Annotated in this window: 28 protein-coding genes, 1 tRNA gene and 1 pseudogene; 7 read left to right on the top strand and 23 right to left on the bottom strand. The window is 70.0% G+C overall.

What is annotated here, in order from left to right; all coding sequences use genetic code 11:
• Positions 1-66: 66 nt before the first annotated feature.
• The 5 genes and pseudogenes from AC0NH5_RS32565 to AC0NH5_RS32545 all read right to left on the bottom strand — a co-directional run bounded on the left by AC0NH5_RS32565 (position 67) and on the right by AC0NH5_RS32545 (position 3824).
• Positions 67-1275 carry a ParB/RepB/Spo0J family partition protein gene (locus AC0NH5_RS32565; protein WP_474410771.1) on the bottom strand — a complete coding sequence of 403 codons (1209 nt, stop codon included), beginning with the start codon at positions 1273-1275 and terminating at the stop codon, positions 67-69.
• Between the two features lie 7 nt (positions 1276-1282).
• A complete protein-coding gene (locus tag AC0NH5_RS32560) occupies positions 1283-1750 on the bottom strand; it encodes a hypothetical protein (protein WP_474410770.1) in 468 nt (155 codons plus the stop codon).
• Positions 1751-1823: 73 nt separating this feature from the next.
• Positions 1824-2015 (bottom strand): hypothetical protein, encoded by a 192-nt coding sequence (locus tag AC0NH5_RS32555; protein ID WP_474410768.1) that lies wholly within the window; start codon positions 2013-2015, stop codon positions 1824-1826.
• Between the two features lie 1184 nt (positions 2016-3199).
• A pseudogene (locus AC0NH5_RS32550) lies at positions 3200-3573 on the bottom strand (type II toxin-antitoxin system VapC family toxin).
• Positions 3573-3824: a type II toxin-antitoxin system Phd/YefM family antitoxin gene (locus tag AC0NH5_RS32545; RefSeq protein ID WP_474410767.1), complete on the bottom strand. Its 252-nt coding sequence runs from the start codon at positions 3822-3824 to the stop codon at positions 3573-3575. The pseudogene AC0NH5_RS32550 and the gene AC0NH5_RS32545 overlap by 1 nt, the downstream one beginning before the upstream one ends.
• A gap of 211 nt (positions 3825-4035) precedes the next feature.
• On the opposite strand from AC0NH5_RS32545, the gene AC0NH5_RS32540 reads away from it, so the two are divergent.
• A complete protein-coding gene (locus AC0NH5_RS32540) occupies positions 4036-4572 on the top strand; it encodes a SigE family RNA polymerase sigma factor (protein WP_474410766.1) in 537 nt (178 codons plus the stop codon).
• Positions 4553-5164, top strand: a complete 612-nt coding sequence (locus tag AC0NH5_RS32535) for a LytR C-terminal domain-containing protein (protein ID WP_474410765.1) — start codon at positions 4553-4555, stop codon at positions 5162-5164. Before AC0NH5_RS32540 ends, AC0NH5_RS32535 begins: the two co-directional genes overlap by 20 nt.
• Positions 5165-5198: 34 nt before the next feature.
• On the opposite strand, the gene AC0NH5_RS32530 is transcribed toward AC0NH5_RS32535, so the two are convergent.
• Complete coding sequence (locus tag AC0NH5_RS32530) at positions 5199-6005, bottom strand: S-methyl-5'-thioadenosine phosphorylase (protein WP_474410764.1); 807 nt, start codon at positions 6003-6005, stop codon at positions 5199-5201.
• Positions 6006-6076: 71 nt separating this feature from the next.
• Here AC0NH5_RS32530 and AC0NH5_RS32525 point away from each other — a divergent pair, with 71 nt between their 5' ends.
• A complete protein-coding gene (locus AC0NH5_RS32525; protein WP_474410763.1) occupies positions 6077-6676 on the top strand; it encodes a YqgE/AlgH family protein in 600 nt (199 codons plus the stop codon).
• Positions 6677-6749: 73 nt separating this feature from the next.
• Positions 6750-6825, top strand: a tRNA-Ala gene (locus tag AC0NH5_RS32520).
• A gap of 64 nt (positions 6826-6889) precedes the next feature.
• Here the strand turns inward: AC0NH5_RS32520 and AC0NH5_RS32515 are convergent.
• From AC0NH5_RS32515 to AC0NH5_RS32460, 12 genes are all read right to left on the bottom strand, one after another.
• Positions 6890-7105 (bottom strand): hypothetical protein, encoded by a 216-nt coding sequence (locus tag AC0NH5_RS32515; protein ID WP_474410762.1) that lies wholly within the window; start codon positions 7103-7105, stop codon positions 6890-6892.
• 368 nt (positions 7106-7473) lie between these two features.
• On the bottom strand, positions 7474-8595 hold the full coding sequence (locus AC0NH5_RS32510) for a serine hydrolase domain-containing protein (protein WP_474410760.1): 1122 nt from the start codon (positions 8593-8595) through the stop codon (positions 7474-7476).
• A 65-nt stretch (positions 8596-8660) separates the two neighbouring features.
• Positions 8661-9047 carry a response regulator transcription factor gene (locus tag AC0NH5_RS32505; RefSeq protein WP_474410759.1) on the bottom strand — a complete coding sequence of 129 codons (387 nt, stop codon included), beginning with the start codon at positions 9045-9047 and terminating at the stop codon, positions 8661-8663.
• Positions 9048-9149: 102 nt separating this feature from the next.
• A complete protein-coding gene (gene pilO, locus AC0NH5_RS32500) occupies positions 9150-9725 on the bottom strand; it encodes a type 4a pilus biogenesis protein PilO (protein ID WP_474410758.1) in 576 nt (191 codons plus the stop codon).
• Complete coding sequence (locus AC0NH5_RS32495; protein WP_474410757.1) at positions 9725-10420, bottom strand: PilN domain-containing protein; 696 nt, start codon at positions 10418-10420, stop codon at positions 9725-9727. Before AC0NH5_RS32495 ends, pilO begins: the two co-directional genes overlap by 1 nt.
• Positions 10420-11442 (bottom strand): type IV pilus assembly protein PilM, encoded by a 1023-nt coding sequence (gene pilM, locus AC0NH5_RS32490; protein ID WP_474410756.1) that lies wholly within the window; start codon positions 11440-11442, stop codon positions 10420-10422. The genes AC0NH5_RS32495 and pilM overlap by 1 nt, the downstream gene beginning before the upstream one ends.
• Before the next feature lie 23 nt (positions 11443-11465).
• Entirely contained in the window at positions 11466-12248 is a 783-nt protein-coding gene (locus AC0NH5_RS32485) for a prepilin peptidase (protein ID WP_474410755.1), read from the bottom strand.
• 67 nt (positions 12249-12315) lie between these two features.
• On the bottom strand, positions 12316-12834 hold the full coding sequence (locus AC0NH5_RS32480) for a type II secretion system protein (RefSeq protein WP_474410753.1): 519 nt from the start codon (positions 12832-12834) through the stop codon (positions 12316-12318).
• A gap of 97 nt (positions 12835-12931) precedes the next feature.
• Positions 12932-14164: a type II secretion system F family protein gene (locus AC0NH5_RS32475; protein ID WP_474410751.1), complete on the bottom strand. Its 1233-nt coding sequence runs from the start codon at positions 14162-14164 to the stop codon at positions 12932-12934.
• Between the two features lie 4 nt (positions 14165-14168).
• Entirely contained in the window at positions 14169-15290 is a 1122-nt protein-coding gene (locus AC0NH5_RS32470; RefSeq protein WP_474410749.1) for a type IV pilus twitching motility protein PilT, read from the bottom strand.
• Positions 15291-15380: 90 nt separating this feature from the next.
• Positions 15381-17048, bottom strand: a complete 1668-nt coding sequence (locus AC0NH5_RS32465) for a GspE/PulE family protein (RefSeq protein WP_474410747.1) — start codon at positions 17046-17048, stop codon at positions 15381-15383.
• 78 nt (positions 17049-17126) lie between these two features.
• The gene (locus tag AC0NH5_RS32460; protein WP_474410745.1) at positions 17127-18104 is read right to left on the bottom strand and encodes a GlxA family transcriptional regulator; all 978 of its coding nucleotides are present in this window, start codon (positions 18102-18104) and stop codon (positions 17127-17129) included.
• 1 nt (position 18105) lies between these two features.
• Here AC0NH5_RS32460 and AC0NH5_RS32455 point away from each other — a divergent pair, with 1 nt between their 5' ends.
• Positions 18106-19437, top strand: coding sequence for an MFS transporter (locus AC0NH5_RS32455; protein WP_474410837.1), 1332 nt, complete (start codon positions 18106-18108; stop codon positions 19435-19437).
• On the opposite strand, the gene AC0NH5_RS32450 is transcribed toward AC0NH5_RS32455, so the two are convergent.
• Positions 19427-19744, bottom strand: coding sequence for an STAS domain-containing protein (locus tag AC0NH5_RS32450; RefSeq protein WP_474410743.1), 318 nt, complete (start codon positions 19742-19744; stop codon positions 19427-19429). The two genes, AC0NH5_RS32455 and AC0NH5_RS32450, sit on opposite strands and share 11 nt — an antisense overlap.
• A gap of 93 nt (positions 19745-19837) precedes the next feature.
• Between AC0NH5_RS32450 and fxsT the strand changes: the two genes are divergently transcribed.
• The gene (gene fxsT, locus AC0NH5_RS32445; protein WP_474410741.1) at positions 19838-22261 is read left to right on the top strand and encodes an FxSxx-COOH system tetratricopeptide repeat protein; all 2424 of its coding nucleotides are present in this window, start codon (positions 19838-19840) and stop codon (positions 22259-22261) included.
• Positions 22262-22331: 70 nt separating this feature from the next.
• Here the strand turns inward: fxsT and AC0NH5_RS32440 are convergent, their stop codons facing one another.
• From AC0NH5_RS32440 to fxsA, 3 genes are read right to left on the bottom strand one after another with little or no spacing between them, the layout of a single operon-like run.
• Positions 22332-23996, bottom strand: coding sequence for a putative bifunctional diguanylate cyclase/phosphodiesterase (locus tag AC0NH5_RS32440; protein WP_474410739.1), 1665 nt, complete (start codon positions 23994-23996; stop codon positions 22332-22334).
• A 47-nt stretch (positions 23997-24043) separates the two neighbouring features.
• Positions 24044-25612, bottom strand: a complete 1569-nt coding sequence (locus AC0NH5_RS32435; RefSeq protein WP_474410737.1) for an aKG-HExxH-type peptide beta-hydroxylase — start codon at positions 25610-25612, stop codon at positions 24044-24046.
• A complete protein-coding gene (gene fxsA, locus AC0NH5_RS32430) occupies positions 25609-25800 on the bottom strand; it encodes an FxSxx-COOH cyclophane-containing RiPP peptide (protein ID WP_474410735.1) in 192 nt (63 codons plus the stop codon). Before fxsA ends, AC0NH5_RS32435 begins: the two co-directional genes overlap by 4 nt.
• A gap of 413 nt (positions 25801-26213) precedes the next feature.
• On the opposite strand from fxsA, the gene AC0NH5_RS32425 reads away from it, so the two are divergent.
• Positions 26214-26546, top strand: a complete 333-nt coding sequence (locus AC0NH5_RS32425) for a hypothetical protein (RefSeq protein WP_474410733.1) — start codon at positions 26214-26216, stop codon at positions 26544-26546.
• A 21-nt stretch (positions 26547-26567) separates the two neighbouring features.
• On the opposite strand, the gene AC0NH5_RS32420 is transcribed toward AC0NH5_RS32425, so the two are convergent.
• The gene (locus AC0NH5_RS32420) at positions 26568-26852 is read right to left on the bottom strand and encodes a DUF427 domain-containing protein (protein WP_474410731.1); all 285 of its coding nucleotides are present in this window, start codon (positions 26850-26852) and stop codon (positions 26568-26570) included.
• Positions 26853-26996: the final 144 nt, after the last annotated feature.

The raw sequence follows: 26996 nt of genomic DNA, 5'->3' as shown, positions 1-26996 counted from the left end.
AGGCTTGCGTTGGTACGGTCCGAGCCGGCGCGGTGATGGTGGGGCCAAGTGGTGCGTGATCGTGGGTCAGACGGTTTCGGAGCGGCGGCGTTCCCAGTCGCTGGGGACGTGGCCGGCGGCTTCGAGGCGGCGCAGATGGGCGAGGTCGCGGCGGTCCCAGGCTCGGCGGTGGTCGCGCATGCGTGTTTCGTCGGCGGCGACCGCGATTACGAACGCCACGTGCACCACGTCCTCGGGGGGCACCATGGCGAGAAAGGTCATCGGGTCGCCGGCCTCGGCCGCACCCAGCCCGGCGTGACGCAGCCAGCGGTGGGCGAGCCGTACCGCATCACGATGTGCCGAAGGGCCGTTCACCGCGTAGTAGGCGACCAACTGCATGGCGTCGTCCGACTCGACTCGCTGGGCTGCCAGGCGCTGGCAAGCGCCGAATCGGGCTTCCGTCGATCTTTGGGAGGCGTCGAGCTCGGAACCGTCGGCGTCCGGATCCGTCCCGTCGTTCGATGACTCCGGGGGGCTGTCGGCGCTGCGTTTCTGCCGGCCCTCGGACGGATCTCTGCGGTGCGGTCGCCGCAGCACCTCCGCGATCGCCTGCGCGGCGGCCAGACCGCGAGTGCTCATGAGCTCCCACGCCTGCACCTTGAGTTCGTCGGCGTCCAGCCTTCCGCCCAGCGCCTCCGCGTCGGTGACGCGCAGTCGGCCGTCGGCGATCGCCTCCTGGAGCGACGTCGGCAGCGTCAGCAACTTCAGGCGCTTCGAGACGACGGAGTGGGACTTGATGTGCAACCGTCTCGCGATGTCGCGGACGGGCAACCCGTTCTCGTCGCGGAGACGCTGGTAGTCGAGTGCCTCGCTGATGGGATCGAGCGCCATGCGGCTCAGGTTCTCCAGGAGCCGAACGATGGCGTCGCCGCCGTTGGCGCTCAGGTCGTGCCGGATGTGCACCGGCACCTCCTCGAGGCCGTACTCGAGGGCCGCCGCCTTGCGCCGGTGTCCGGCCAGGATCACGTACGGCGCGTCGCCGATGGCAGCGGCGAGCACCTCGTTGTCCTTCTCGTTGTCCTTGAGGAAGTTCTCGCGGGTCGTCACGAGGATGGGCTGGAGGATGCCGTACTCGGCGACGTTCGCCATGTCCTCGAGGTCTTCGATGCGTTGCACCGGGTTGCGGGGGTTGTCGGCGAGCTGGCCGGGCCGCACCCGCGCGAACTCGGTGGTCCCGGCGTTCCGATGGCGTGGCGAGTCGACTTCGTTCGGCGTGGCGGGTGAGGTGGGGCTCATCGTGACGTCACTCTCCCTCGAAGGCGTCGGGTAGTGCCTGGGCGTCAGCGCATGACATCGAGAGGTTGTCGCGCTGCCGATGGTAATCCGCGTGCCGTGCCATGTTCGTCGCCCAGACTCCACAGATGTCGCACTCAGCGCCGCCGGGGTCGGCCGTCTCACGTGCACCGTGGAGATCGAGAGGGCGGAGCGCGTTCTGCAGCCCTGTCCATTTCGGCCGCCAGGTCTCCGTGATTACCGAGTCGCTGATGCCGCATGCCTGGAGGAAGCACTGGGTGAAGCTCCACGAGGGGCCGGCACCGTTCAGCACACGGGAGATCGTGGCCTTCGAGAACCGGCCGTTCATTCGCTGTACGAGCGTGGCGTAGGGAGGCTCGCCTGCTGCCCGGCGTACCTCCCGAAGACCGAGGGTGAACTGCCGCAACGCGGCAGCGGCATCGGGCGAGCGGTCTACCGGCGTCACGGTGGCACCCACGAACTCTCCATTCACCATGCTCGGCCCTGGTGAAGCCGAAGCCGCCTCAACCCTCGTCATGTCCGGGGCTGCCTCATGCCTTGAGAAGCTGATCCGCGATCTCCGTGGTGAGGATGGCGGAACCGGTCGCCGCAGCCAGGGCCGTCTGGACGTCGTAGCCCTCGGCAAGCAACACGGCCAGCAGGAACGTGGTGAAAAGCAGGATCGCGACGAACGCGATCGTTCGAGCGAGAAGTACCTCTGAGGGGTCGGGGGTTGCGGTCATGGTCTGGCGCCTCCCAGCGCGTAGAAGTCGATCGGCCGTCGTCCCGTACGTCTTGATCGGAGACTTCGGTGAGATCATCGACCGGTTCGTGAAGCTTTCTGGTCGCAAGTTTGTCATTGTCGAATGATGACCGACAAGCAAAGCTACGGATCGATTCGTTTCTGCGATAATGGAACGCTGCTTAATCGGTTAAGTAGTGGTGAACAGTGGCATTTGGCAACCTAAGAGCAATGTTAAGGTGAGTAAAGGGGGGCCAAATTTGCTGCGGTGTGGGTACGTCGCAGGGATTAATCGAATTGCTGGGAATCATTTGTAATGGTCGTGGTTCTCGCAGAACCAGTGGATAGATGATGAAGTGCAGGCCTGGAAGGCTAGTACTCGGTGCACATTGCACGAGATGGGTTCGGTTACTTCCTGTAGTCATCACCTCACTAGTACGTGCGTTATCATGCTGCGATCCTGTGTGGATGCACGTGCATCTGCATTCTCGTTCGTTCGGGGAGGGTTGGCGTGGGAACCCGCGGCCAGTCGACGGCTATCTGAGAAAAGCGTGGCGTGTTCACTCACGGTGGTTCCCGGCACTGCCGTGAACGGAAGAGAGCCGCAGGCCGGCGGGCACGCTGAGCCGGGCGGAGCGGCCGACATCGCAGTCAGGGTGCAACAGAAACGCCCGGGCCGACGGCCCGGGCGTTTCTCAAGGATGGAGGTTAGGGACTCGAACCCCGGCCCCCACGCTGCGAGCGTCGCGCGCGTGCCAGCCGGCCGTTGACGCTATATCCCGCCGCTAGATCCTGCCTGGATGACTATGGTGCAGGTCGAGGCGCTATACAGCTCCGCGACGCGTCATTCGGCGGTGCAAGGTCAGAGTTGAGTAGCTCGGTGAGGGTGGCACGGAGTCTTAACACCTCGTCAGCGGTGTTCAAGTAAGAGGTCATCACCTCCACTGCCTGGCGGCCCTCTGTTCGCGGAAAGCGCGAACCGGGGGCCGTTTCGGTTGTCTGCTCCGGGGGCCGAGGCCCCGGACGCCCCGCGGTGCGGTGGGCGCGCTCGCGTGGGTCCCGCCAGCTCCAATCGGCCGGCCGGGTGCCCCGGCTCCGGTCGTGCCGGCTCCCGTGGGGCCCGGCTCCGGTCCGGTCGGCTCAGGCCGGGCTGGCTGCCCCGCTCGATTTGTAGGTGCCGAGTGGTTACGCCGCCAAGATGTCGAGGTCGTACTTGGCGATCTCGGCGTCGCGGGTCACCAGCGTCAGGTTTTCGGCTTGCGCCTGGGCTATCAGCATGCGGTCGAACGGGTCGCGGTGGATCAGGGGAGGCGGCCCGCCGCGATGGCGTGTTCGGCAGTGATGTGCAGGTGCCGAAATCCGCTGTCGCGTAAGCGCTCGGGGAGATCGTGGGGTTCGGGGAGCTTGCCGATCGACTGTTTGATAGTCACTTCCCAGATCGTCGCGGCGCTGACGTAGACGTCTGGTTCGTGGTCCGGCCGGTCCTTGATCTCGGCGGCGAGACCGGGGTCGTCCGACAGCCACCACAGCACGATGTGGGTGTCGAGCAGCAGGCCCATCAGGCGAGTCCGAAGTCCTGGGCGATGGCTCCGTTGACGTCGGGGGAGTCCCAGTCGTCGGTCATAGTGAGCCGGCCGGTGAGGCTTCCCCGGCCGACCCGGTCGACCCTGCGGTACAGCGCGACCACCTTGGCGACCGGTGTGCCGGCACGGCGGATGATGATCTCTTCGCCGTGCTCGACCCGATCGATGATCCGGGACAGGTTCGTCTTCGCGTCGTGGATGTTGAACTGTTCGGCTGCCTCGGCCATGACGACCTCCTTGGCCAAGAGGTCAGTCCAGTGTCTGGCTGGTGGGGTCGCGCTGCGAGGTGGCGCGGCGGCGGGCTGGGTCCTGAGTGTGCGCCCCACTTCGTTGGTGGGTGGTGGTGAAGTCGCGGGGACTTTTTGGCGGGCGGATGTAACCGGGTGGGCTGCTGTGGTGTGTTTCCAGGTGTGCAAGCACTGACGGGAAGCAGAACCCATGGCAGCCGGTGACAGCGCCGACTTCGACGCCTTCTACGGGGCGACGGTGCGGCGTGTCGTGCTCTACCTCTATGCCGGTTGCGGTGACCGGGCCGAGGCTCAGGACATCGCCCAGGAGGCGTTCGCGCGGGCGTGGCAGCACTGGCCCAAGGTCGCCCGGTACGACGATCCCGAGGCGTGGGTGCGTTCGGTCGCCTGGCGGCTGATGGCCAACCGGTGGCGTGGGCTGCGTCGCTGGTTCGCTGCCCGGGCCCGGATGGGACCGCCGGACGAGGTGGCCGGCGGCCCGTCGCCGGACCGGGTGGCAGTCATCGGTGCGCTGCAACGGCTACCGAAGGCGCAACGGCAGGTGATCACCCTGCACTACCTGCTGGACATGCCGGTCCACGAGGTCGCCGCGAGCGTCGGCGCCCCGGTGGGGACGGTCAAGGTGCGGCTGTCGAGGGCCCGCACAGCCCTCGCCCGGCTGCTGGGCGAGAACGACGACGAGAACGACCAGGATCAGGAGATCAGCGATGTCACGTTCCGTGCATGAGCAGCTGCGAGAACTCGAGGCAGACGTGCGGCACCTGCGGGTTCTGCCGGCCGCCGAGGTTCGCGCCCGGGGACGGAGCCGCGGGCGCCGGCAACTGGCCGGGGTGACGGCGGCCGGAGCTGTCGTGGCGGTCACCGCGGGCGTCGCGTTCGCCTGGCCGCAGCAGCAGGGACAGCCGGCAAGCGAGCCGGGCGGGGCGGCCGGCGACACCGGGGTGGCCTGCGTCCTCACCCTTCCGGGTAGCCCGGCCGAGGTGCAGGTCCGGGTGCTCGACGGCGGGGCGGCCACCGGGCTGCTCGACGCGACGGCCTCACAACTGCGTGCCCGCGACTTCACCGTGCTGGACGCCACGGCCGGCCCGGAACCGGTGGGTGCTGCCGAACTGCGTTACGGCCCCGCAGCGGTCGGCGCGGCCACCCTGCTGCGAGCGGCACTGCACGACGAGGCGACCATGCGGTTCGACCCGGACCGCGGGGACGCGACCATCGACCTGACCCTCGGGGCGGCGTTCACGCGCCTCGCCACCACCACCGAGATCAACCAGAACCTCGTCGCCGGCGGGAAGCCGTCCGCGCCGCCGCAGTGCCGGTGAGCCGCAGGTCGTACGCCTGACGGAGGTCGTACGCCTAAGGAAGGTCGAAAGGCAGTTTGATGCCCGCCAGGGCGTCGCCGCACGGGCAGGAACGTTCGGAGGGGAGCTTGGCCACCGCGTCGAGCAGGACGGCGCGCAGCCGCTCGGTGTTCTCGGCGAAAACCTTGAACACCTCCTCCTGCGTCACCCCGTGATCTCCCTCGACTCCCGCGTCCAGGTCGGTGACCAGCGCGATCGCCGTGTAGCAGAGTGCCAGCTCCCGCGCCAGCACGGCCTCGGGGTGCCCGGTCATGTTGACGATCGTCCCGCCGATCGAGGCGAACCAGCGTGACTCGGCCCGCGACGAGAAGCGCGGGCCCTCCACGACGACCATCGTTCCGCCGTCGACAGCGTTCACCCGTGCGGCGGAATTCAGCACCACGCCGCGGCCGGCCGGACAGTACGGATCGGCGAAGGAGACGTGCACCGCGCCGCTGTCGTAATAGGTCTGGTCGCGGCCGCTCGTCCGGTCGATCAGCTGATCGGGGACCACGAAGGTGCCGGGGCCGAGCTCGGGCCGCAGACCACCGACCGCGCACGGGGCGATGATCTGTCGTACCCCCAGCGAGCGCAGCGCCCACATGTTGGCCCGATAGGGAATCCGGTGCGGCGGAAAGCGGTGGTCACGTCCGTGCCGGGGCAGGAACGCCACCCGGCGTCCACCCACGTCAGCCACAGTGATCTTGTCGGATGGCGGTCCGTAGGGAGTCTGGACCTCCACTTCCGTGGCGTTGTCGAGGAGCGCGTACAGCCCCGAGCCGCCGATGACGCCGATCTCTGCTGCCGTAGGTGGCGGGTTCATGTCCAGACCTTATCGGTGGCCGGAAACGCAAGCTAATGTGCGAGGCATGGCAACGTCGAGCGGACGGCGGTATGCACGTGTTCGGTGAGGGACAGCGGATCGGAGGCCGGTCGGTGGAGTCGATGACCGGTCAGCTGCTCGTCGCCACCCCCACCCTGAAGGACCCCAACTTCGACCGGACCGTCGTGCTGCTGGTGGCCCACGAGACCGGCGGCGCCCTCGGGGTCGTCCTCAACCGCGCCACCGAGGTCCCGGTCTCCGAGGTGCTGGGCAACTGGGGCGACCTCGCCGGTGACCCCGCGGTCCTCTTCGAAGGCGGCCCGGTCCAGCCCGAGTCGGCGATCTGCCTGGCCCGCACCCGGCCCGAGGTGAAGAAGCGGGTGTCCGGCTTCCACACGGTCAGCGGCTCCCTCGGCACCCTGGACCTCTCCGCCGACCCGGACCGCATGCGGGAGAACGTGGCCGGCATCCGGGTCTTCGCCGGATACTCCGGGTGGTCCGCCGGCCAGCTGGAGGAGGAGATCTCCGCCGGCTCCTGGTTCGTCTTCGACGCGCTGCCCGGCGACCCCTTCGTGGAGCGCCCCGACGACCTCTGGGCCATGGTGCTCCGCCGCCAGGGCGACATCCTCGCTGCTGTCGCCCACTTCCCCCCGGACGTCTCCCTCAACTGAGGGGGTGGCTGAGGCCGGGCCCGAGAGGTGTGTAGTATTTCCAGCGTGCCCGGGCGACCGGGGACAACAGCAAGGGGCTGTGGCGCAGCTGGTAGCGCACCACACTGGCAGTGTGGGGGTCAGGGGTTCGAGTCCCCTCAGCTCCACCAGGAAAAACACCCGGACGATCGTCCGGGTGTTTTCGTTTGTACGCAGCCCTTTCGCCGCGGCTTCTCAGCGGCCCGCCATGCCACTGAGGTAAGCCAGCAACAGCAGCGCCGCGGGATAGAGCACCCACAGGACGACTGTCCAGCGGGGCAGCGGCGGCGCCATGTCCCGGCCGGTGCGCGGGTCGAGGACCCGGTCCGTGGCGGTGCGGGTCCGCCGCACGATCCAGACGACGACGGCGGCGAGTGGGGTTACGCCCGCGACGAGCGCGGCCGCCGACACCCACCCGAAATCATTGCCGCCGGCGTCGGAAAGCCCGCGGAAGACCAGTGCGGGCCGGCCAGGAAGAATCCGAAGGTGACCCGTCGCGCCAGGCCATCGACCGGACGATTTCTCGCCGGCCGAGGGCCCGGGTCGAGCCCGGCGCGCCGGCGATCCGGTCGGCGTACGCCCTCGGCTCACCGAAGGCCTGGCGGGCGTCCTCGCCGGTCTGCGCAAGGTGGCTGTCCACCTCCGCCAGCGCCTCGGCGATGCGCGGGCCCGGGACGTTGCGCAGGTGTAGGCGAGGAGGAGTTGCTGCTGATAGTCATCGGACCAACTACTTAGCCAGACCGTCACCCGGTGATGAAGGCACGGATCGCGGCCCGGTCTCAGCTGAGCGCGGCCATGATGATGCGCTCGGAGATCTTCGGCTGGGTGGGGCGGCCCATGCTCAACGTGTTGACGGAGTAGACCAGGCGCCGGGTCAGGTCGCGGGTGGCGCCCATGCCGTTGTTGTAACCGGGGCGGTCGCCGCTCTTGGCCCAGACGGTGACGTCGTTGAAGTCGAAGCGGGTGAGTCCGGCGGAATAGAGCGCCGGGCCGCCGGTGCCGAACTCGCGCACGTCGTCGGCCGGGACGGTGAACATCTCGTTCAGCTGGCGGGGCGGAAGCAGGCGGCCGCGGAAGAGGGCGACCATGAAGCGGTCCAGGTCGCCGGCGGTGGAGATCATCGAGGCTGCGGACCATTGCAGGGACGGGTTGGCGTCGGTGACATCGACCCAGCCGGCGTCGGTGGCCTGGTACCCGCGGGCGTGCGGCCCGTGGATGCGCGGGTCGTCGCCGGGCACGGTGGTGCCGGTCAGCCGCAGCGGCCGGATGATCCGGTTGCGTACCTCGGTGGCCCAGGAACGGCCGGTCACCTTCTCGATCAGCAGGCCGGCCAGGATGTAGTCGGCGTTGCCGTACCGCTGGAACTCGCCGGGGGTGAAGGCCAGCGGCTTGGTGAGGTCCAGCTGGCTGCCGGGCTCGAAGTGCCGGTAACGGTTCTCGGCGAACCAGGCCGGATCCTTCGAGTCGATGCCGAGGCCGTTGATGCCGCTGGTCCAGTTCAGCAGGCTGCGGACCGGGATCGGGGCGTACGACGCCGGCAGCAGGCCCGGAAGGTACCGCTGGACCGGCTGGTCGAGGTGGATCCGCCGCTCGGCGGCCAGCTGCAGGGTCACGACGGCGGTGAAGGTCTTCGTCATCGACCCGATGCGGAACCGGCCGTCGATCCGGGGCGGCGTGGTGGCGCCCAGCCGCGCGATCCCGGAGCTGCCGGACCACTCGCCGCCGCTGCCGCGGACCTGCACGAGAGCGCCACTGGCCTCGGCGTCCGGCAGGCCGGCGATGGCCTCGGCGAGGCGGGCCGGATCCAGGGCGGGCGGAGCCGCAGCGGCCGGGCTCGCGGCGGAGCCGGTCAGGACGGCGGCGGTCAGCAGGATGCCGACGGCTCGGCGGGAGAATGTCATGCGCCTCAGCCTGCCGTCCACAACGGACACCGGGATCCGGCGTTCCCCCGAGGGTGGACCCTGATCTATGCCCCGGGGTGCCGGCGGCTGATCAGCTCCTGAAGCGCGGTGACCAGGTGGCGCGGCGACAGCGGTTTCGGCAGGTATCCGTCCGCCCCCGAGTCCAGCCCGGCGTCGACGTCGTAGGCATGGGCGTTCCCGGACACCATGAGGATCGCCATGTCGCGGATCGCCGGGTTGCTCCGCGCCGTCCGGCACAGCTCCATCCCGTTCATCGCCGGCATCAGCACGTCGGTGATCAGGCCGACCGGCTTCGCCACGGCGAGGATGCGGGCGGCGGTGTGGCCGTCCTTGGCCCCGAGGGCACGATACCCGGCCGCCTCCAGAGTCACCGAGAGCATGTCCCGGACGGCGCTGTCGTCGTCAGCGATCAGGATGAGGTTCTGGTTCATCAGGGGGCTTTCCTTCTCCTCGGGGACGCCCTGACTGATCGGCCCGCTGAAGCCGGACCGCAGTGTCGTGCGGTTGCGGTCCGGGTGCAGCGCCTCAGGCCGTTACTTCGCCTTCTCGGTCACCGTCGAGGTCACGAACGCGTTGAGAGCCAGCGACAGCGTGGTCGCGCCCTCGCTCTCGATGCTGACGGTGGCGTTGCTGATCAGCACGGCCCGCGGCTGGACTGCCTGGAGCTCCTTGAGGAAGCGGCTGATGTTCTCGACCTTGCCTTTCACGTCCAGCATGATCGGCAGCGTCTTGGTCGACGGGACCTTCTCGGAGTCCACGGCCTGGGAGGCGCTGTATCCGCTGACCTCGACGTCGAGGTCGGTGCCCATGGTCTGGAGCTCCTTGAGGAAGTCCGGGATGCCCTTGGTCTGATCGAGCACCGGCAGGGCGGCCTGATACGTCGCCAGCTCGGACTCGTACTCGCCGAGCTTCTTGGTCTCGGCCTTGAGCGCGGAGAAGCTGCTGCGGGCCCGGGCCAGCTGCGCCGAGGTCTCCTCGGTGTCGGCCCGCGCCTGGGACTCGTCGGCGTACTGGGGGCTGATCAGGAAGAACCAGCCGATCGCGATGAGGATGGCGATCAACGTCAGCCCGCCGAACAGCCAGACCTGGTCGATACGGCGTGTGGTCATCACTTACCCCGGCTTTCGCACTGCTTGGTGGAGAAACGTCCGCAGAGCCCCTCATCGGTGATGGTCACGGTGAGGGCGTAGTCGACGTGCTTCTTCGTCTCGTCCTTCGTCTCCGTCACGTTGTTGACGAACGGGTCGGACACGTAGGTGAGCCGGCCGAGCGCCTCGACGTACTCGGCGACGGCCTTCTTGTTCTCCGCCGAGCCGGAGATCTGCAGCGTTCCCGCCGAGTCGCTGTCGGTGGTGACGTTGCCGGCCAGCGTGGCGGTGATCTCGGAGATCGTCACCGTGTCCTTGCCGGTTTCGCGGATCAGGTCGATCAGGTTGCGCCAAGACATGTCGGTGGCGAGCAGCGTCTCGAGTTCCTTCTCCAGGACGGTCTTGTCCTTCTTGACGGTCACCATCCGCTGCACCCGCTTGTCCTTCTGTTGCAGTCGCTGCACTGAGGCGAGGTCCTCGAGCGTCTGGTTGTACTTCTCCTCGGCGGCGGCCTTGTCGGCCGCGGCCGACCAGTACCAGCCGCCCAGGCCGACCAGCACGAGAACCAGCGAGACGACCACGAACGCACGGATGTGCCTGCTGCGCCTGCCGTCCCGGATCTCCGGCGGCAGCAGGTTGGCGCGGATACTGAGCACCCGCGTCGCCTGCTGCGGAGTGACCGAGGGGTCCAAGGGCATCAGAGCCGTGGTGGTCATCAGGACGCTCCCAGCGTGAGGCCGATCGACACGGCTGCCGATGGCACAAAACTGTCGAACCCGCGCTCCCGTGCCTTCCGGGTGTCCCGGAGCCGGGTGGTGCTGTCCGCGTACATCACGGCGACGCCGAGCTGCTCCTGCAGGTGCTCGGCGAGGCCGGGCATGAGCGCGCCGCCGCCGCACAGCGAGATCCGGGTGACCTGCTTCTGCCGCTCGCCGGAGGCCAGATAGGTGAAGGAGCTGCGCAGCTCGCTGGAGAGCGGGCGGACGGCGTCGGTGAGCGCGGCGATGCTGTCGGGGTCACCGTTGCCGCGCATGCCGTGCCGGCACTTCAGCTCCTCGGCCTCGACCGCGCTGAGGCCGAGCCGGGTGGCGAGGTTCTCGGTGATCTCGGCACCGCCACGCGGCAGGGTGCGCACGAAGATCGGCTCACCGTCCGCGTGCACCACCACGCTGGTGATGTTGGCGCCGATGTCGACGATCGCCTCCACCTGGGCGTCCAGCCGGGAGGCGGCGCGCAGCAGGGCGAACGAGGCCAGGTCGACGCCGGTGACGTGCAGGCCGGCCTTCTCGACCGCGTGCACCAGGCCGATGACGGCTTCCTTCGGCATGGCGATCAGCAGGCCGCGGACCGTCGCGTTGTCGCCGGGCTGCTCCAGCGGGTAGAAGTCCAGCAGCGCCTTCTCCACCGGGAGCGGCAGTTGCTCCTTGACCTGGAAGGGCAGCGCCTGGCGCATCTGGTTGGCCGGCAGGTTGGCGATCGACATCTCGCGGACCACCAGTTGGGGGTTGGTGACGCCGAGGGTGACTCGCTTGGTGCGGAACTTGGATGCCGCCCAGAGCTGCTTGAGCGCGGAGGTCACGGCCACCGGGTCCTGCACCACGCCGGCCGAGACGGTGCCTGCCGGGAGCGGGAACTGGCCGAAGTTGATCAGCGAGTAGTCGCTCTTCGCGCGGCGGACCTCGACGGCTCGAATCGAGGACGAGCCGATGTCCAGCCCGATCGGAATTGCGCCAGCCATCGGATTTCCTTTCTCGAGCAGTGTCAGGAGGTGGGGACGAGCAGGTTGGCGTACCAGTGGGTGACCGGTGCCGCGGCGAAGACCGCCAGGAAGGCGCCGGCCAGCATGTAGGGGCCGAACGGGATGCGGCTCTTGCGGCTGGCCAGTTTGAGGGTCAGCAGGACCGCGCCGCCCACGCCGCCGAGCAGGAACCCGGTGAAGGCGCCGACCGCGACCGCACCCCAGCCGAGCCAGCCGAGATAGAAGCCGAGCAGCGGAGCGAGTTTCACATCGCCGCCGCCCATGCCCCAGTGGGCGAGCAGTCGGTAGAGCACGTAGAGGACGGCAGCGGCGGCCAGGCCGCGCAGCGGTGCGGTCAGATCGCCGTCGGTCAGTGAAACCGGGACCAGCAGTGCGACCGCCACGCCGTAGGAGGGAAGGACGATCTTGTCCGGGAGCCGCATCACGTCGAGGTCGATGAGGGCCAGGGCGATCGCGACAGCGGCCAGGTAGAGGTAGGCGGGGAGTTCCCAGGTCCAGCCGAAGCGGGCGGCGACCGCCACGAACAGCGCGGCGGTGCCGGCTTCGACCAGCGGATAGCGGGCGCTGATCCGGGTCTTGCAGTCGGCGCACCGGCCGCGCAGCAGCAGCCAGCCGAGCACCGGGATGTTGTGCCGGTTGCGGACCCCGTGGCCGCACTGCGGGCAGTGCGATCCGGGCCGCACCAGCGACTCGCCGCGGGGAACTCGGTGGATCACTACGTTCAGGAAGGAGCCTACGGCCAGACCGAGGAGGCCGACGATGCTGAGCAGCGCGAGCTGGGGCATTTGGCGGACCTCCTCGGTCGGACGTGGATGCTGGGGCCGGGCAGCGCAGCCGCTGCCCGGCCGGTTGTCACGGGGTGGCCGGGGGGGTGGTGGTTCCGCCACAGGTGGCGAAGCTGGTGGAGTTGACGTCGGTGGTGGCGATCACGGAGCCGCCCTTGGCGCTGTCGTACAGGTAGAACTTGTTGCTGCCGCCGGTGTTGTAGGCGCAGACCTTGTAGGTCGTCACGGTGCCGGACGGCGGGATGTAGCGCATCTTGGTCTTGTCCGAAAGCGTCACCCGGCCGACGGTGGCGGTCGTGGGGCCGGCAGTCGCCGTGGTGCTCAGCGTGAAGCTCGCACCGAGGTCACCGGTCGGGCCGGCGGGGTACGCGTTGCCGTTGTCGGTGTACCACTGCTCGATCGCGCTGACCGCGCCGCGGACGTCGGACTGGGCCGACTTGTCGGCGGCGCCCTGGCGGTAGTTCAGGTAGACCGGCACGGCGATGGCGACCAGAACACCGATGATGACCACCACGACCAGGAGCTCGATCAGGGTGAAGCCTTCGTCGTCCTTCTTGGCGCGCAGACGGGCGATGATGTCCTGCATTTGGAGTGCCTCCAGGGGCGTCAGGGGTGGGGAAAAGGGATGGGCTCGGGCGCCCGGTGGTGCGCCGGCCGTCGGGAGCGGCCGGGGGAGACTGCGGTCAGCTGTTCTGGATGTTCTGGTAGACCGTGAACATCGGGAGGTAAAGGCAGACGACCATGCCGCCGACCACGGCGCCCATGACGAGCACCATGATTGGTTCGATCGACGCGGCCAGGGACTCGGCGGCGGAGTCGACTTCCCTGTCGTAGAAGTCGGCAACCTTGTCGAGCATCTGACTGATCTGACCGCTTTCTTCGCCCACTTCGATCATCTGAGTGACCATCGCGGGGAAGATGGGGTGATTGCGCAGTGCGGACGACATCGGCTGACCGTCACGGACGGTGGCCTGGACGTCTTTCATGGCGGCGTTGATGACCTCGTTGCCGGTGGTCTCACCGACGACGGAGAGCGCCTGCATGATCGGAACACCGACGTTCAGCAGCAGGCCGAGGTTGCGCGCGAAGCGGCTCATCGCCAGCTTGCGGAAGAGTGAGCCGAAGACCGGCATCTTGAGCTTGAGCTGGTCGACCTTCAACCGGAACTCGGCGCTCGTCCGGAGTTGCCGCTTGTAGGCGACCGTGATGCCGATGGTGACGGCCAGGAACAGCGGCCCGATGATGGGCATGTTGTGGCTGGTCGTGACGAGGAACTGGGTGATGCCCGGCAGTTCGCCGCCGAGGTTCTTGAACATCCCCTCGAAGATCGGGACGATGAAGATCAACATGCCGGCGATGAGTACGAACGTGAAGCCCAGCACGATCGCGGGGTAGGTCAGCGCGCTCTTGATCTTGCCGCGGAGCGCGGTGTCCTTCTCCAGGCTGTCGGCGATCTGCTCCAGAGCCTGGTCGATCATGCCGCCGGCCTCACCGGCCCGGATCATGGCGATCATCAGGCGCGGGAAGATCCGGTCGTGCTTGGCCATCGACGCCGACAGCCCGGCGCCGGTGGCCACGTCGGTGCGGACCTCGCTGATCGCCTTCTTCAGCGCCGGCGCGGAGGTCTGCTCCTCGAGGATGGAGAGGGATCGCAGCAGCGACATGCCGGACGAGGTCATCGTGGCGAACTGCCGGGCGAAGACCGCGAGGTCCTTCAGCTTGACGCGGTTCCCCATGCCGGGGATCTTGATGTCGCGCTGCAGGCCCTGGCCGGCCTCGGTGACGCCGAGCGGCACCTCGCCGCGCTGACGCAGCATGTGCGTCGCGGCCGCCTCGTTCGGCGCCTCGATGGTGCCCTTGGTCTTCTTGCCGGCGCTGTCGATGCCGTTGTAGTGGAACGTCTTCGTGGTGGCCACCGGATCACGCCCTTCCGGCGAGACGCTTGAGTTCCTCAGGTGAGTGGCAGATCTCCAGGGCGGCCTGCAAGGAGACCAGTCCGTCCCGGATCTTCTCGGCCAGGTGCTGGTCGAAGGCGAGCATGCCCTCCTTCGCGCCGGCCTGCATGAACGACGGGATCTGGTGCGTCTTGCCCTCGCGGATCAGGCTGCGGATGGCCGGGGTACAGGTGAGGATCTCGGCGATCACCGCCCGGCCCTTGCCGTCGGCCCGGGGCGCCAGCGCCTGGGTGATCACACCCTGGAGACTGGCCGCCAGCTGGGCCCGGATCTGCAGCTGCTGGTGCGGCGGGAAGATGTCGATGACCCGGTCGATGGTCTGGGTGGCGCTCTGCGTGTGCAGGGTCGCCAGCACCAGGTGACCGGTCTCGGCCGCGGTCAGCGCCGTGGCCGTGGTCTCCAGGTCACGGAGCTCACCGACGAGAATGATGTCCGGGTCCTGGCGCAGCGCGTGCTTGAGCGCGCTGGCGAAGGTGTCGGTGTCCGCGCCGACCTCACGCTGGTTCACCACACACCGCTTGTGCGGGTGGAGGAACTCGATCGGGTCCTCGATGGTGATGATGTGGTCGGCCCGGCTGCGGTTGGCCAGGTCGAGCAGGGAGGCCAGCGTGGTGGTCTTGCCGGAGCCGGTCGGGCCGGTGACCAGCACCAGGCCACGCGGCAGGTGGGCGAACCGGGCCACCGACTCGGGCATGCCGAGCTCGTCCAGCGGCTTGATCTTGTGGGGGATGGCCCGGAAGACCGCGCCGCAGGAGGTTCGCTGCCGGTACAGGTTGCCCCGGAACCGGGAGACGCCCACGATGCTGTGCGCGAAGTCCATCTCCTGCTCCCGCAGGAAGGTCTCCCACTGGTCCGGCGTGACCGCCGCCCGGGCCAGCAGCTCGGTGTCGGCGGCGTTGAGCTTGCCGTACCCGGGGATCGGGCGCAGCGAGCCGTCCACCCGCATCATCGGCGGGGACCCCACCGTGAGGTGGAGGTCGGATCCGCGGGACTCGACCAGCGTGATGAGCAGCTGGTCGAGCACGTCCAGGTCGTCCGGAGACGCGGCCGCCGTCAGCGGCCGTACGTCGTGCTCGATCGTGTCCATCTGGTGTTCCGGCCCTCTCTCACGTTCCGACGCCTGACTGATCGGCACCGTGAGGAGGGGGTTTAGTAGCCGAATCGGTGCGGACGGGGACTAAACCGCTACCCTGCTGACCTCGCGGATGGAGGTCAGGCCGCCGGCTGCCTTGGCGAGGCCGTCGGCGCGGAGGTCGTACATGCCCTGGGCCAGTGCCACCTCGCGGATCTCACCGGCCGAGGCGCGGCGGATGGTCAGCGACTCGATCTCCGGTGACACGGGCATCACCTCGTGGATCGCGATCCGGCCCTTGTACCCGGTGTTCGCGCAGTTGCGGCAGCCGACCGGGCGGTAGAGCACCTCCGGGAACGCGAGGTCCTCCAGCGGCCACTTGGCACCCATGACCTCCTCCTCGGTCGGCGCGTACGCCTCCTTGCACCAGTCGCAGATCCGGCGCGCGAGACGCTGGGCCAGCACGCAGTCCAGCGACGAGCCGACCAGGAACGGCTCGATGCCCATCTCGGTGAGCCGGGTGACCGCGCCCGGCGCGTCGTTGGTGTGCAGCGTGGAGAGCAGCAGGTGACCGGTGAGCGCGGCCTCGACAGCGATCTGCGCGGTGGCGCCGTCCCGGATCTCACCGATCAGCACCACGTCCGGGTCGGTACGCAGGATCGCCGGCAGCACCGCCGCGAAGGTCAGTCCCGCCTTCGCGTTGACCTGCACCTGGTTGACGCCGCGCAGCCGGTACTCGACCGGGTCCTCGACCGTGATCACGTTGACCTCCGGCCGGCTGATCTTGCCGAGCGTCGCGTAGAGCGTCGTCGACTTGCCGGACCCGGTCGGCCCGGTGACCAGCACCATCCCGTGCGGCTTGCCGAACGAGGCGCTGAAGCGCTCCAGGTTGTGCTGGGTGAAGCCGAGTTTCGCCAGGTCCAGGTCGATGCCGCCGGTGTCCAGCACGCGCAGCACGATCTTCTCGCCCCAGACCGTCGGCAGCGTGGCGGTCCGCAGGTCGACCGGCCGGTCCCGGATCATCGCGGTGATGCGGCCGTTCTGCGGGATGCGCTTCTCGGTGATGTCGACACCCGACATGATCTTGATGCGCGAGGTGAGCGCCGCCATCACGCCGCGCGGCACCACGTCCACCTCGTGCAGCACGCCGTCGATCCGGTAACGGACCCGCATGTCGTCCTCGGTGGGCTCCAGGTGCAGGTCGGAGGCGCGGTTCATGACGGCCTGCTCGATCAGGCTGTTCACGTAACGGACGATCGGCGCGTCGTCGGTGCTCGTGGTCTGCGCGGCCATGCCGCCCTGGTCATCGAGCGAGCCGTCGGCCAGCTCGCCGAGGTCGGCGCCCTCCCGCTGGAGCCGCTCGATGATGCGGCGGACCTCGCTGCGCGCCACCACCACCGGGCGTACGGTCATGCCGGTCGCTGCGCGTACGTCGTCCAGCGCCACCACGTCGGCCGGGTCGGTCACGCCGACCACCAACTCGCCGTCGTTGATCGCCAGGCCGAGCACCCGGTGCCGGAGTACCACCGGCAGCGGGATGCGCTTGAGCGCCACCGGGTCAGGGGTGTACCCCACCAGGTCCAGCGTGTTGATGCCGAACGCGGCCGCCGCCGCCTGGGTCAGCTGCTCCTCGGTGACGACCTGGTCGTTGATGAGAACCGCACGCACCGGCCGGTCGCTGCGCTGTGCCTCTTCGGCTGCCGCGTCAACCGCCTGCGGGTCGACGCCGATCTGCTTCAGGGCATCAAGCAGCGGGCGGAAGGTGTGATCCATGGAGTCCTCGGTGCGGGCCGGACAAGGTATACACCGAGACCATCGGACGTTTCGTGGCGAAACTGAGCGTGACAGTCGTTACCCGGCGTGGCGGAACGTGCGCCGGTACGCCGAGGGCGCCACGCCGATCGTCGCGTGCAGGTGCTGCCGCAACGCGGTGGCACTGCCCAGGCCGGAGCGGCGGGCCACCGCCTCGACCCCCAGGTCGGTCGACTCCAGCAGGATCCGCGCGTGCTCCACCCGCTGCTGGAGCAGCCATTGCCGCGGGCTCATCCCGGTCTCGTCCCGGAACCGCCGGGTGAACGTCCGCACGCTCATCCGCGCGTGCCCGGCCATCTCCTCCAGCGTGACCGGCTCGGCCAGCCGTTCCAGCACCCAGGTCCGGGTGGCGTCGGTGCCGTTGCCGTGCGCCGCGGGCACCGGGCGCTCGATGTACTGTGCCTGGCCGCCGTCCCGCCACGGCGGCACCACGCACCGGCGGGCCGCCCGGTTCGCCACGTCGGCGCCGTGGTCGGTGCGGATGATGTGCAGGCACAGATCCACCCCGGCGCCCACCCCGGCCGAGGTGAGCACATCACCGTCGTCCACGAAGAGCACGTCGAAGTCCCAGTCGACCTGCGGATAGAGGCCGCCGATCCGCTTCGCCCAGGCCCAGTGGGTGGCGGCCGGCCGGCCCTCCAGCAGTCCGGCCGCCGCGAGCACCGAGGCGCCGGTGCAGATCGAGACGATCCGGGCGCCGCGTGTGGCCGCGGCCCGCAGTGCCGTCTCGACGGGTGGCGGCAGGGTTCCGTCGATGACCGGCCCGCCGGTGTGGATGCCGGGCACCAGGACGGTGTCGGCCGTCGCGAGGGCCTCCAGCCCGTGATCGGGGATCACGGTGAAACCGGCCTCGGTGCGGATCGGGCCGGTGCCGCAGACGAGGACCTCGTAGAGGCGGACCCCGTCGCCGTCCCGGGCCGCGCCGAAGATCTGCGGCGGAACACCGAGGTCGAACGGGACCAGGCCGTCGAGGGCGAGCATCACTATGCGGTGGGGCATGGCTCGATTCTTGCGCATCATGGCCTCCCGGCCACTCGTCCGAGCGGGCCGGGCTGGTCAGAATCAGTCCGTGAAACACCGCATCCACCCCGCCTGGCTGGTCGCCGTAGCAGCCTTCGTCGCGCTGATCGGCGCCGCCGGCTTCCGGGCCACGCCGTCGGTCCTGCTCCAGCCGCTGCACGACGAGTTCGGCTGGTCGCTGGCCACCATCTCGGCCGCCGTCTCGGTCAACCTGCTGCTCTACGGACTGACCGCGCCGTTCGCCGCGGCCCTGATGGACAAGTTCGGCATCCGCCGGGTGGCCACCGGCGCGCTGCTGCTGGTCTCGGCCGGTTCCGGGCTGACCCTGTGGATGACCGAGAGCTGGCAGCTGATGCTCTGCTGGGGCGTGCTGGTCGGGCTCGGGACCGGATCACTCGCCCTCGGTTTCGTCGCCACCATCACCGGGCGCTGGTTCATCAAGCACCGCGGGCTGGTCACCGGTGTGCTCACGGCGGGCGGCGCGACCGGCAACCTGATCTTCCTGCCGGTCCTGTCCCAGGTGGTCGAGTCCGACGGGTGGCGGACCGCCGCGCTGACCGTGTCGGTGGCCGCGCTCTGCGTCGTACCCCTGATCCTCTGGCGCCTGCGGGATCACCCGGCCGAGATCGGCGTCCCGGCGCTGGGTGGCACGGAGATCCCGGACCGGCCCGCGAAGCCGGCCGGAGGTGCCGCCGGCAATGCCCTGCGCGCCCTGCGCGACGCCGCACGGACCCGGGCCTTCTGGCTGCTCGCCGGCGGTTTCGCGATCTGCGGGGCGACCACCAACGGCCTGGTCGGCACGCATTTCATTCCGGCCGCCCACGACCACGGCATGCCGATGACCACCGCGGCGAGCCTGCTCGCGCTGGTCGGGCTCTTCGACATCGCCGGCACCATCGCCTCCGGCTGGCTGACCGACCGGGTGGACAGCCGGATCCTGCTGGGCGCCTATTACGCGCTGCGCGGGTTGTCGCTGCTGGTGCTGCCGTCGCTGTTCGCCGCGACCGCGCATCCCAGCATGCTGATCTTCATTCTCTTCTACGGCCTGGACTGGGTGGCCACCGTGCCGCCGACGGTCACGCTGTGCCGGGAGTACTTCGGCGCCGCCGGGCCGATCGTCTTCGGCTGGGTCTTCGCCTCGCACCAGTTCGGCGCCGCGGTCGCCGCCACCGCCGCCGGCCTGGTGCGTGATCAGCTCGGCGCTTACACCTGGGCCTGGTACGGCGCCGGCGCGCTGGCCCTGCTCGGCTCGATCCTGAGCCTGATGCTGTTCGCCGGCAAGAAGATCAAGCCGGTGGCGCCGGGGCTGGGGCTGGTCGTCAAGGCGTGAGCTCGACGACCTCCAGCAGGCCGCTCAACACCAGGATCTGCCGCACGTTCCGGCTCGGCCGGGCCAGCCGGAACGGGATGCCCTGGTCGCGAGCGCGCTGAAAACCCGAGATCAACGCGCCCAGGCCGGTCGAGTCGATGAACGCCACCTCGGCCATGTCCACCACGATCTGCCGGCAGCCGGACGTCACCGCCTCGCCCAGCGCGACCCGCACCTGGTCCACGGTGAGGATGTCGATCTCGCCGTGCAGCGACACCGTCGTCGTGTCGCCGGCAACATCAAGACTCGTCACGCTCTCATCGGTCACGGGGGGACCTTCCGTCTCGGCTGCGTGCCCGCTTTGCGTTGGCGGGGGTTCCACGTACGGTAATCGGCATCACCAACACGTGAGGAGCACAGTGTGCCGATCCGTGGCGGTCTGCCGCCGCGCAACCCCCGCTTCGTGGGCCGGGAGGAGCTGCTGACCCGGGTGCGGGGCATGCTCGGCAACGGTCCGGTGGTGTTGTTGCCGAGCCCGGACCATCAGCTCGGCGGAACCGGGCGTACCCAGTTGGCGGTGGAATATGCCTATCGCCACGCCGAGGGGTACGAACTGGTCTGGTGGATCCCGGCCGAGCAGAACGCCGGGATGCGGGCCGCGCTGGCCGGTCTGGCCCACGAGCTCGGTGTGCCAGAGGCGCGCGACCTGAACCGGACCCTCGGCGCGGTCCGTGACGCGCTGAGCCGGGGCGAGCCGTACCGGGACTGGCTGGTCGTCTTCGAGAACGCCAACCGGCCCGAGGACATCATGCCTTATCTCCCGAGCGGCGCCGGGCACGTGCTCGTGACCAGCCGCAACCCACGGTGGACCGCCGAGGTGGCGCAGGCCCTGCCGGTGCCGGTCTTCGACCGTACGGACAGCACCGATCTGTTGCGCAGCAGGGCGAAGGACCTCTCCGCCACCGACGCGGACCGGCTCGCCGTCCGCCTCGACGACGTGCCGATGGCTCTGGACCTGGCGGCCGCGGTCCGCGCGGCGACCGGCTGGAGTGTCGGCGAGTTCCTGGAGCAGTACGACCGGCGGGCCGCCGAACTCGCGTTCCCCACCCCGATCCGGGTGACCTGGGGACTGGCCGCCGAGGCGCTCGGCGCCGCCGCGCCGGCCGACCGGAGCCTGCTGGAGCTCTGCACGTTCCTGGCCAGCGCCCCGATCTCGTGGCGGCTGCTCTGGGCGGCGCGCACGCTGGAGGTCGATCCGGAACTGGCCCGGACCGTGCGGGTCGAGCGGCGGCTGCGGGCGGCCATGCGCCGGATCAGCCGGTACGGCCTGGCCGAGCTGGACCCGGCCGGTGAGCAGCTGACCGTGCACCCGCTGGTGCGCGGCATGTTCGGTCAGGAACTCACCTCGGAACGCCACGCCGCGCTGCTGCGCACTGTGCGGTCCATGCTGGCCGCGGCCGATCCCGGTGACCCGGACAACCCGGCCGGCTGGTACAGATATGCCGAACTCGCCCCGCACCTGATCCACTCCGATCTGCTCGGCGGCGACGCGGAGGAAGTGCGGCAGCTGGTCATCAACTGCGTCCGCTACCACTTCGCCCGCGGCGACTACGACTCCAGCAGGGACCTGGCGAACTCGGCGGTGGCCCGCTGGCGCGACGCGCTCGGTGAGTCCGCCGAACAGACCCTGCTCGCCGCGTTCCACCTGGCCAACGCACTGCGGGCGGTGGGCCGTACCGCCGATGCCCGCAACCTCAACCTGCAGACCCTGCGCACCCAGCGCGAGGTGTTCGGCGCCGACGACGAGGCCACCCTGGCCACCGCCAACAGCGTCGGCGGCGACCTGCGCATCCAGGGACATTTCGGCCAGGCCCGGCAGCTCGACGCGGACAACCTGGTGCGGTACAGGCGGCTGTTCGGCGAGAGCTTCCCGACCGCGTTGCGCTGCGCCAACAACCTCGCCGCCGACCTGCGGCTGCTCGGTGACTTCCGGGGCGCCCGGGCGCTCGACGAGCAGGTGCTGCGGCATCGGCAGGCGATCTTCGTGGCCGGGCATCCGGAGACGCTCTCGTCGCGCACGGGCCTGGCGTACGACCTGTTCGGTCTCGGCGACTACGCGGGCGCCGCCGCGCTGCTCGCCTCCCGGCACACCGAGAAGGTGCCGGCCGACCACCCGTTCGCGCTCTGGGCCGGCCGGTTCGCCGCGATGGCCGCCCGCCGCCGCGGCGACCCCGGCGCTCACGCCCTCGCCACAGCCAACCTCGCCGCGTGCCGGCAGAAGTTCGGCGACCTCAGCGTGGAGACCCTCGCCTCGGCGGTGTCGCTGGCCAACTGCGCCCGCGCCGGCGGCGACCTGGACGAGGCCCACCAGCTGCTGGAACGCGCCGTGATCCGGTACCACGCGGTGCTCGGCGACGAGCACCCGTTCACCCTGGCCGCCTCCGCCGCGCTGGCCGGCGTGGTGCGCGCGGCCGGGCGGGCCACCGATGCCCGGACCATCGACCAGGAGGTGCTCAGCGGCCTGCGCCGCAGCGTCGGCGCGGACCATCCGTTCACGCTGAGCTGCGCCAACGGGCTGGCCGCGGACCTGGCCGCGTCCGGTGAGGCGCAGCTGGCCCGGGAACTGGCCGCGGACACGCTGCGGCGGTCCCGGGCGGTCCGCGGCGTCGACCACCCGGACACCGTGGCCTGCGCGTGGAACCTGGCGCTCGGGGACGGTGACGAGGCCGCCCAGCAGCAGGCCCTGGCCGGGCTGGCGAAGGCGTTCGGCGATGGTCACCCGGTGTTCCGGGCGACGGCCGCCGGCCTGCGCCTGGAGACCGACATCGACCTCCCACCCCTCTGACACCACGCTCAGCGCGGGCCGGGCGTGTGTGAACTTCGGGTGCGGAGCGCACCCGAAGTCACCACACAGGTCAGAGGCGGGCGATCGGCGTGCCCTGCTTGTCGAGCAGCTCGGTGACCCGCCCCGCCGGCATCGGCCGGGCGAAGTGATAGCCCTGCGCCCGTCCGCAGGCCAGCTCCCGCAGCCGGGACGCCTGCTCGGCGTTCTCGATGCCCTCGGCGACCGGTGACAGGTTGAAGGTGCGGGCGATGTGCAGCACTGCCTCGGCCACCGACGCGTCGCCGGTCTCCGGCATGGCCTGCACGAACGAGCGGTCGATCTTGATGACGTCGACCGGCAGGTTGCTGAGGTGGCTCAGCGACGAGAAGCCGGTGCCGAAGTCGTCCAGCGCGATCCGCACACCCAGCGCCTTCAACGCGCTGAGCACCCGGGCCGACTCGACCAGGTCGGTGAGCGCCACCGACTCGGTCAGTTCGAGGACCAGGTCCTGCGGCGGCAGACCGGTGTGCTCCAACACGGCGCGCACCTCGTCGATCAGCCGCGGGTTGCCGAGCTGGGACGCGGACAGGTTGACGTTGAGCTCGAAGCCGGGGAACCGGGTCTGCCAGCCGATCGCCTGCCGGCAGGCCTCCTCGAGCACCCAGCCGCCGAGGCGGGGCAGCAGGCCGAGCGACTCCGCCAGCTCCAGGAAGACGGCCGGCGGGACCAGCCCCTGCTCCGGGTGCTGCCAGCGGACCAGCGCCTCGACGCCGACGGTGTGCCCGCCGTCGAGGTCCACGATCGGCTGGTAATGCACCTCGAACTCGCCGGCCTCCAGGCCGCGCAGCAGGTCGGCCTCGGCGAGACGGCGCTGCTCGGCGGCCGCGAACAACTCCGGGTCGAACCGGCGGGCGACCCCGCCACCCTCCACCTTGGCGCGCAGCAGCGCCTGGTCGGCGCGGCGCAGCACCGCGTCGAGGCTGTCGGTGTCCGAGGCGACCGCGACGCCGGCCCGGGCGCTGATGGTCACCGGGACGCCGGCCACCTCCAGCGGCCGGTGCAGCTCGGCCAGGACCCGCTCGGCGACCGCGAGGGCCGCCTGCTCGTCCTCCATGCCGGGCAGCAGCACCGCGAACTCGTCGCTGTCGAGCCGGGCCACGGCGTCGTTGGCGCGCACGTTGACGGCGAGCCGTTCGGCGGCCGCGCGGAGCAGGTCGTCGCCGACGACGTGCCCGAAGTGGTCGTTCACGTGCTTGAACCCGTCCAGGTTCAACAGGATCACGGCGGTGCTGGTGCGGGCCGGCTCGTCGAGGACCTCCTCGGCGTACTCGACGAACATCTTGCGGTTGCCGAGCCCGGTCAGTGGATCCCGGAAGATCTGCTGGGTGAGCAGCACCTGCTGCCGGTTCAGGTCGACGTCGGTCCGTTCGCCGAGGAACTGCCGGACCACCACGGCGCCGGCGACCGCCATCACCAGCCACGTCGCGGTCGGCGAGAGACCTTCGTGCAGGTGCCGGACGCCCGCCACCAGCAGCGCCGCGACGGTCACCGCATGGCGGAGCACCGGCCGGCCGCCGTCGAGCAGCAGCACGGCGAGACCCAGACACAACGCCGCCACCAGCGGCACGAGCCGGCCGAGCGTCCCGAACGGGTGCACGGCATGCGCCACCGGCCACGCCAGCAGCACCAGAGAAGCGAGCACAGCGGCGTCGTCGACGCAGACCCGTACCCGGTCCGACAGAGCATTGCGACCCACGATCCACCTCCGGCCGCACAGATCGGTTCCGGGGCCGCACAGATGAGCTATCCGGCCAGCCAATCGGCCAGCACGCCGATCGCCGCTTCCGGCACCGCCAGCGCCAGCGCCCGCACCACCTCGGGCCTGCGGCGCAGGGCCGGGCGCGGGGAGACCAGGGCGAGACCGGCCCAGGCCTGGTCATTCGCACGATCAACACCGAGATCTTTTTCGTACGCACCAGCAGCGGCACCGTGGCTACCACGCACGCAGGCGACATCCGCGGCCGTTGCGCGACTTCCGGGCTGGGCTGCCGGGTCACCCTTGGCGAGCGCACGGGCCAGGCGGGCTCGCGGGCTGTTCTCCAGGGCCCGTCCCACCGTGCTGATCAGCCGCGGCCGGACCGTGGGCGGCGGCCGCCCGTCCCGCCAGGCCCGGGCCAGCGCGCCGACGTCGTCCGGCGTCACCCCGAGGTTCCGCAGCCGCCACCGCACGTGGTGGTCGGCGCGCGCCAGCCCGGCCAGCCGCTCCGTCTCCGGCGCGACCGGCTCGTCCAGCCAGGGCCGGACCTCGTCCCGCAGCGCGGTCACGAACCGCGTCCCCGCCGCCGTCAACTCACCGCCCGCCAGCAGCCTCTCCGCCGTCTCCGCCACCGCCGCGCGCCACCTGGCGAACTCGAACCCGCTGGCCCCGACCCCGCTCGCCCCGAATCCGCTCGTCCCGACCCCGCTGGCCCCGACCCCGCCGGCCCCGACCCCGCCGGCCCCGACCCCGCCGGCCCCGACCCCGCTCGCGCCGCTCGCCTCTCTGACCCAGTCGGCTCCAGCGGCCGCGCCGGCCTCGGTGCGCCAGAACCGGGTCACCGCCAGATAGGCATAAGCCCCGTGCAACACGCCGAACACCGGCCGCGGGTCATCCCGCCACGGCGAATACCCCAAGCCACCCACACCCGGCTCCACCAGCTCGAACAGCTGGTGCACCGCGTTCAGGACGCTGTGCTGCACCTCGTGCAGCAACCCGACCGCCAGCGCCACCGGATCCGCCGGCACCGACATCGCCACCGCCCCGAACGCCTCGGCCGACGTCGCGCTGATCCCCTCGGCCGCCGGATCCGGGCGGACCGGGACGATCACCCGGAGCACGTTCGCCATGGCCTCCGCGGCCGCTCGGTGCCGGCCGGCCAGGATCCGCCACGCCTTGTCGAGGCAGTGCTGCCAGTGCCGCACCTCCCCGGCGGTCAGGGGCTCGGCGGGGGTGAGGCCGAGAAGGTGACGGAGCGGATCGGCGTCGTCCAGCCGTACGGCCAGAGAGAGGTCAGCGTGCCGGGTCCGCAATGGGTGACCACCGGGGAGCGGGCCCGTCGTGCCGGCCGCGGCGCCGGTGCGCAGCGTGTGTGCCGCCCAGAGACCGGTCATCGGGTCGGCGATCAGCCGTCGCTCTTCGCCGGGATCGGCGGTGAGCCGGGTGTACCAGGCCGGGACGCCGGCCTGGGCCCGCCGGATCTCCCGCATCAGCAGCAGGTGCCGGCTGAGCTGGGCGCGCCGCAGGACGGCGAGGGTGGTGGTGTCGGGCCGGCCGGCGCCGAGAGCGGCGAGGGCGGTGTCGGCGAGCCGGAAGACGGTCGGGGGAGCGGTCACAGCGCGGAGTTGAAGCCGGCTATCGGCTCGCCGGGACGTGCGAGATCGTCGGTGACGCGCCGCAACGCGCGGGCGAGGGCGGAGTCATCGTCGGACTCGACGAGATCGGCTAACGAGGCGCTGGAGAGATCGACCATGACGGATTGCCACTCCGTCGGCTTCCCGTCGCCGTCCTGGCCTGCGTCCACGGCACCTCCTCAGCGCTGGCTCGGTGTCGATCGATGCGCTGCCGGAAAGGTTACGGCTGTCGTCGGGTCGGGTGACCGGCGGGAGTCACTACCGTGGGTGCTCGCACGTGTTTGCGTAGACGTGATCTGATGGGGCGTGACTGCACAAGTCGGTTACGGAGGGCAAATAGTGCTGGGTGGAAAGAAAGGCGCCGGTGACGTCGCGGCGGAGGCCGTGGCACCCACGACGACCAGGGCGGGCGAGGCGACGGACGAGCCGGTGATGCCATCACCGCCCTTCCCGACCTTTCAGAGCACCCCCACGCTTCCGCATCAGGCGCCGGGCAACGGGTTCGAGAGCGGGCGGGACAGCCGTGCACGGTGAGCCGGTTCCCTCGCTGCCCCGGCGGGGTCCGGCGCCGCCGGTGGAGCGGATGGACAACGCGGAGCTGACCCGGATGATCGAGGCGGAGCACCCCTACCGGGGAAAAGCCCTCTTCGAGCTCTGTGACCGGGTCGCGCAGGACGACGACGCGGCGACCAAGGTGGGGATGCTGTCACGACTGCCGTCGCTGCGCCGGGCGCGGCTCTTCGACCGGGTGTCCCTGGCGTGGTCGGCGATCATCGCGCTGCTGGCCGCGGAGACCGGGCACGCCCGCGCGGAGGCGTACGCCGCGTTCGGCGCTCTCGACGTGGCCGAGCAGCAGGACATGCTCGATTACCTGGAAGTGGGATCGATCGAGGAGGCCCACCCGCGCATCACGTGAGCGGGCCTCCTGGTCAGTGGCTCAGGCCTCGACGCGGACGTCTCTGCGGAACGCGACCCGGTCGCGGACCGCGGAGGCGTCCGGTTTCGGGTCGGGGTAATACCACGCCGCGTCCGCCGCGGTGTGCCCGTCGGCGCGGAGCGAGTAATACGACGCCTTCCCCTTCCACGGGCAGACGGTGTGGGTGTCCGACGGGATCAACACATCCTCGCGCACGCTCGTGCGGGGGAAGTACGTGTTGCCCTCGACGATCACCGTGTCGTCGCTTTCGGCGATCACTTCGTCGTTCCAGATGGCCTTCGGCATGCCTCCGAACGTAGCGCGCCGTCGGCTTTGTGTCTGATACGTGCGCTTTATTCACCTCTGGTGGGTGAAACCTGGCGAGTCGCATGGTCCTTGGCGGCTTCCTGTAAGACGATCTACAGTTGTCCCTCGATCATCGAGAGCGCG

The organism is Actinoplanes sp. 13, assembly GCF_056134165.1.
This window is presented reverse-complemented; position numbering and strand designations above follow the sequence as displayed.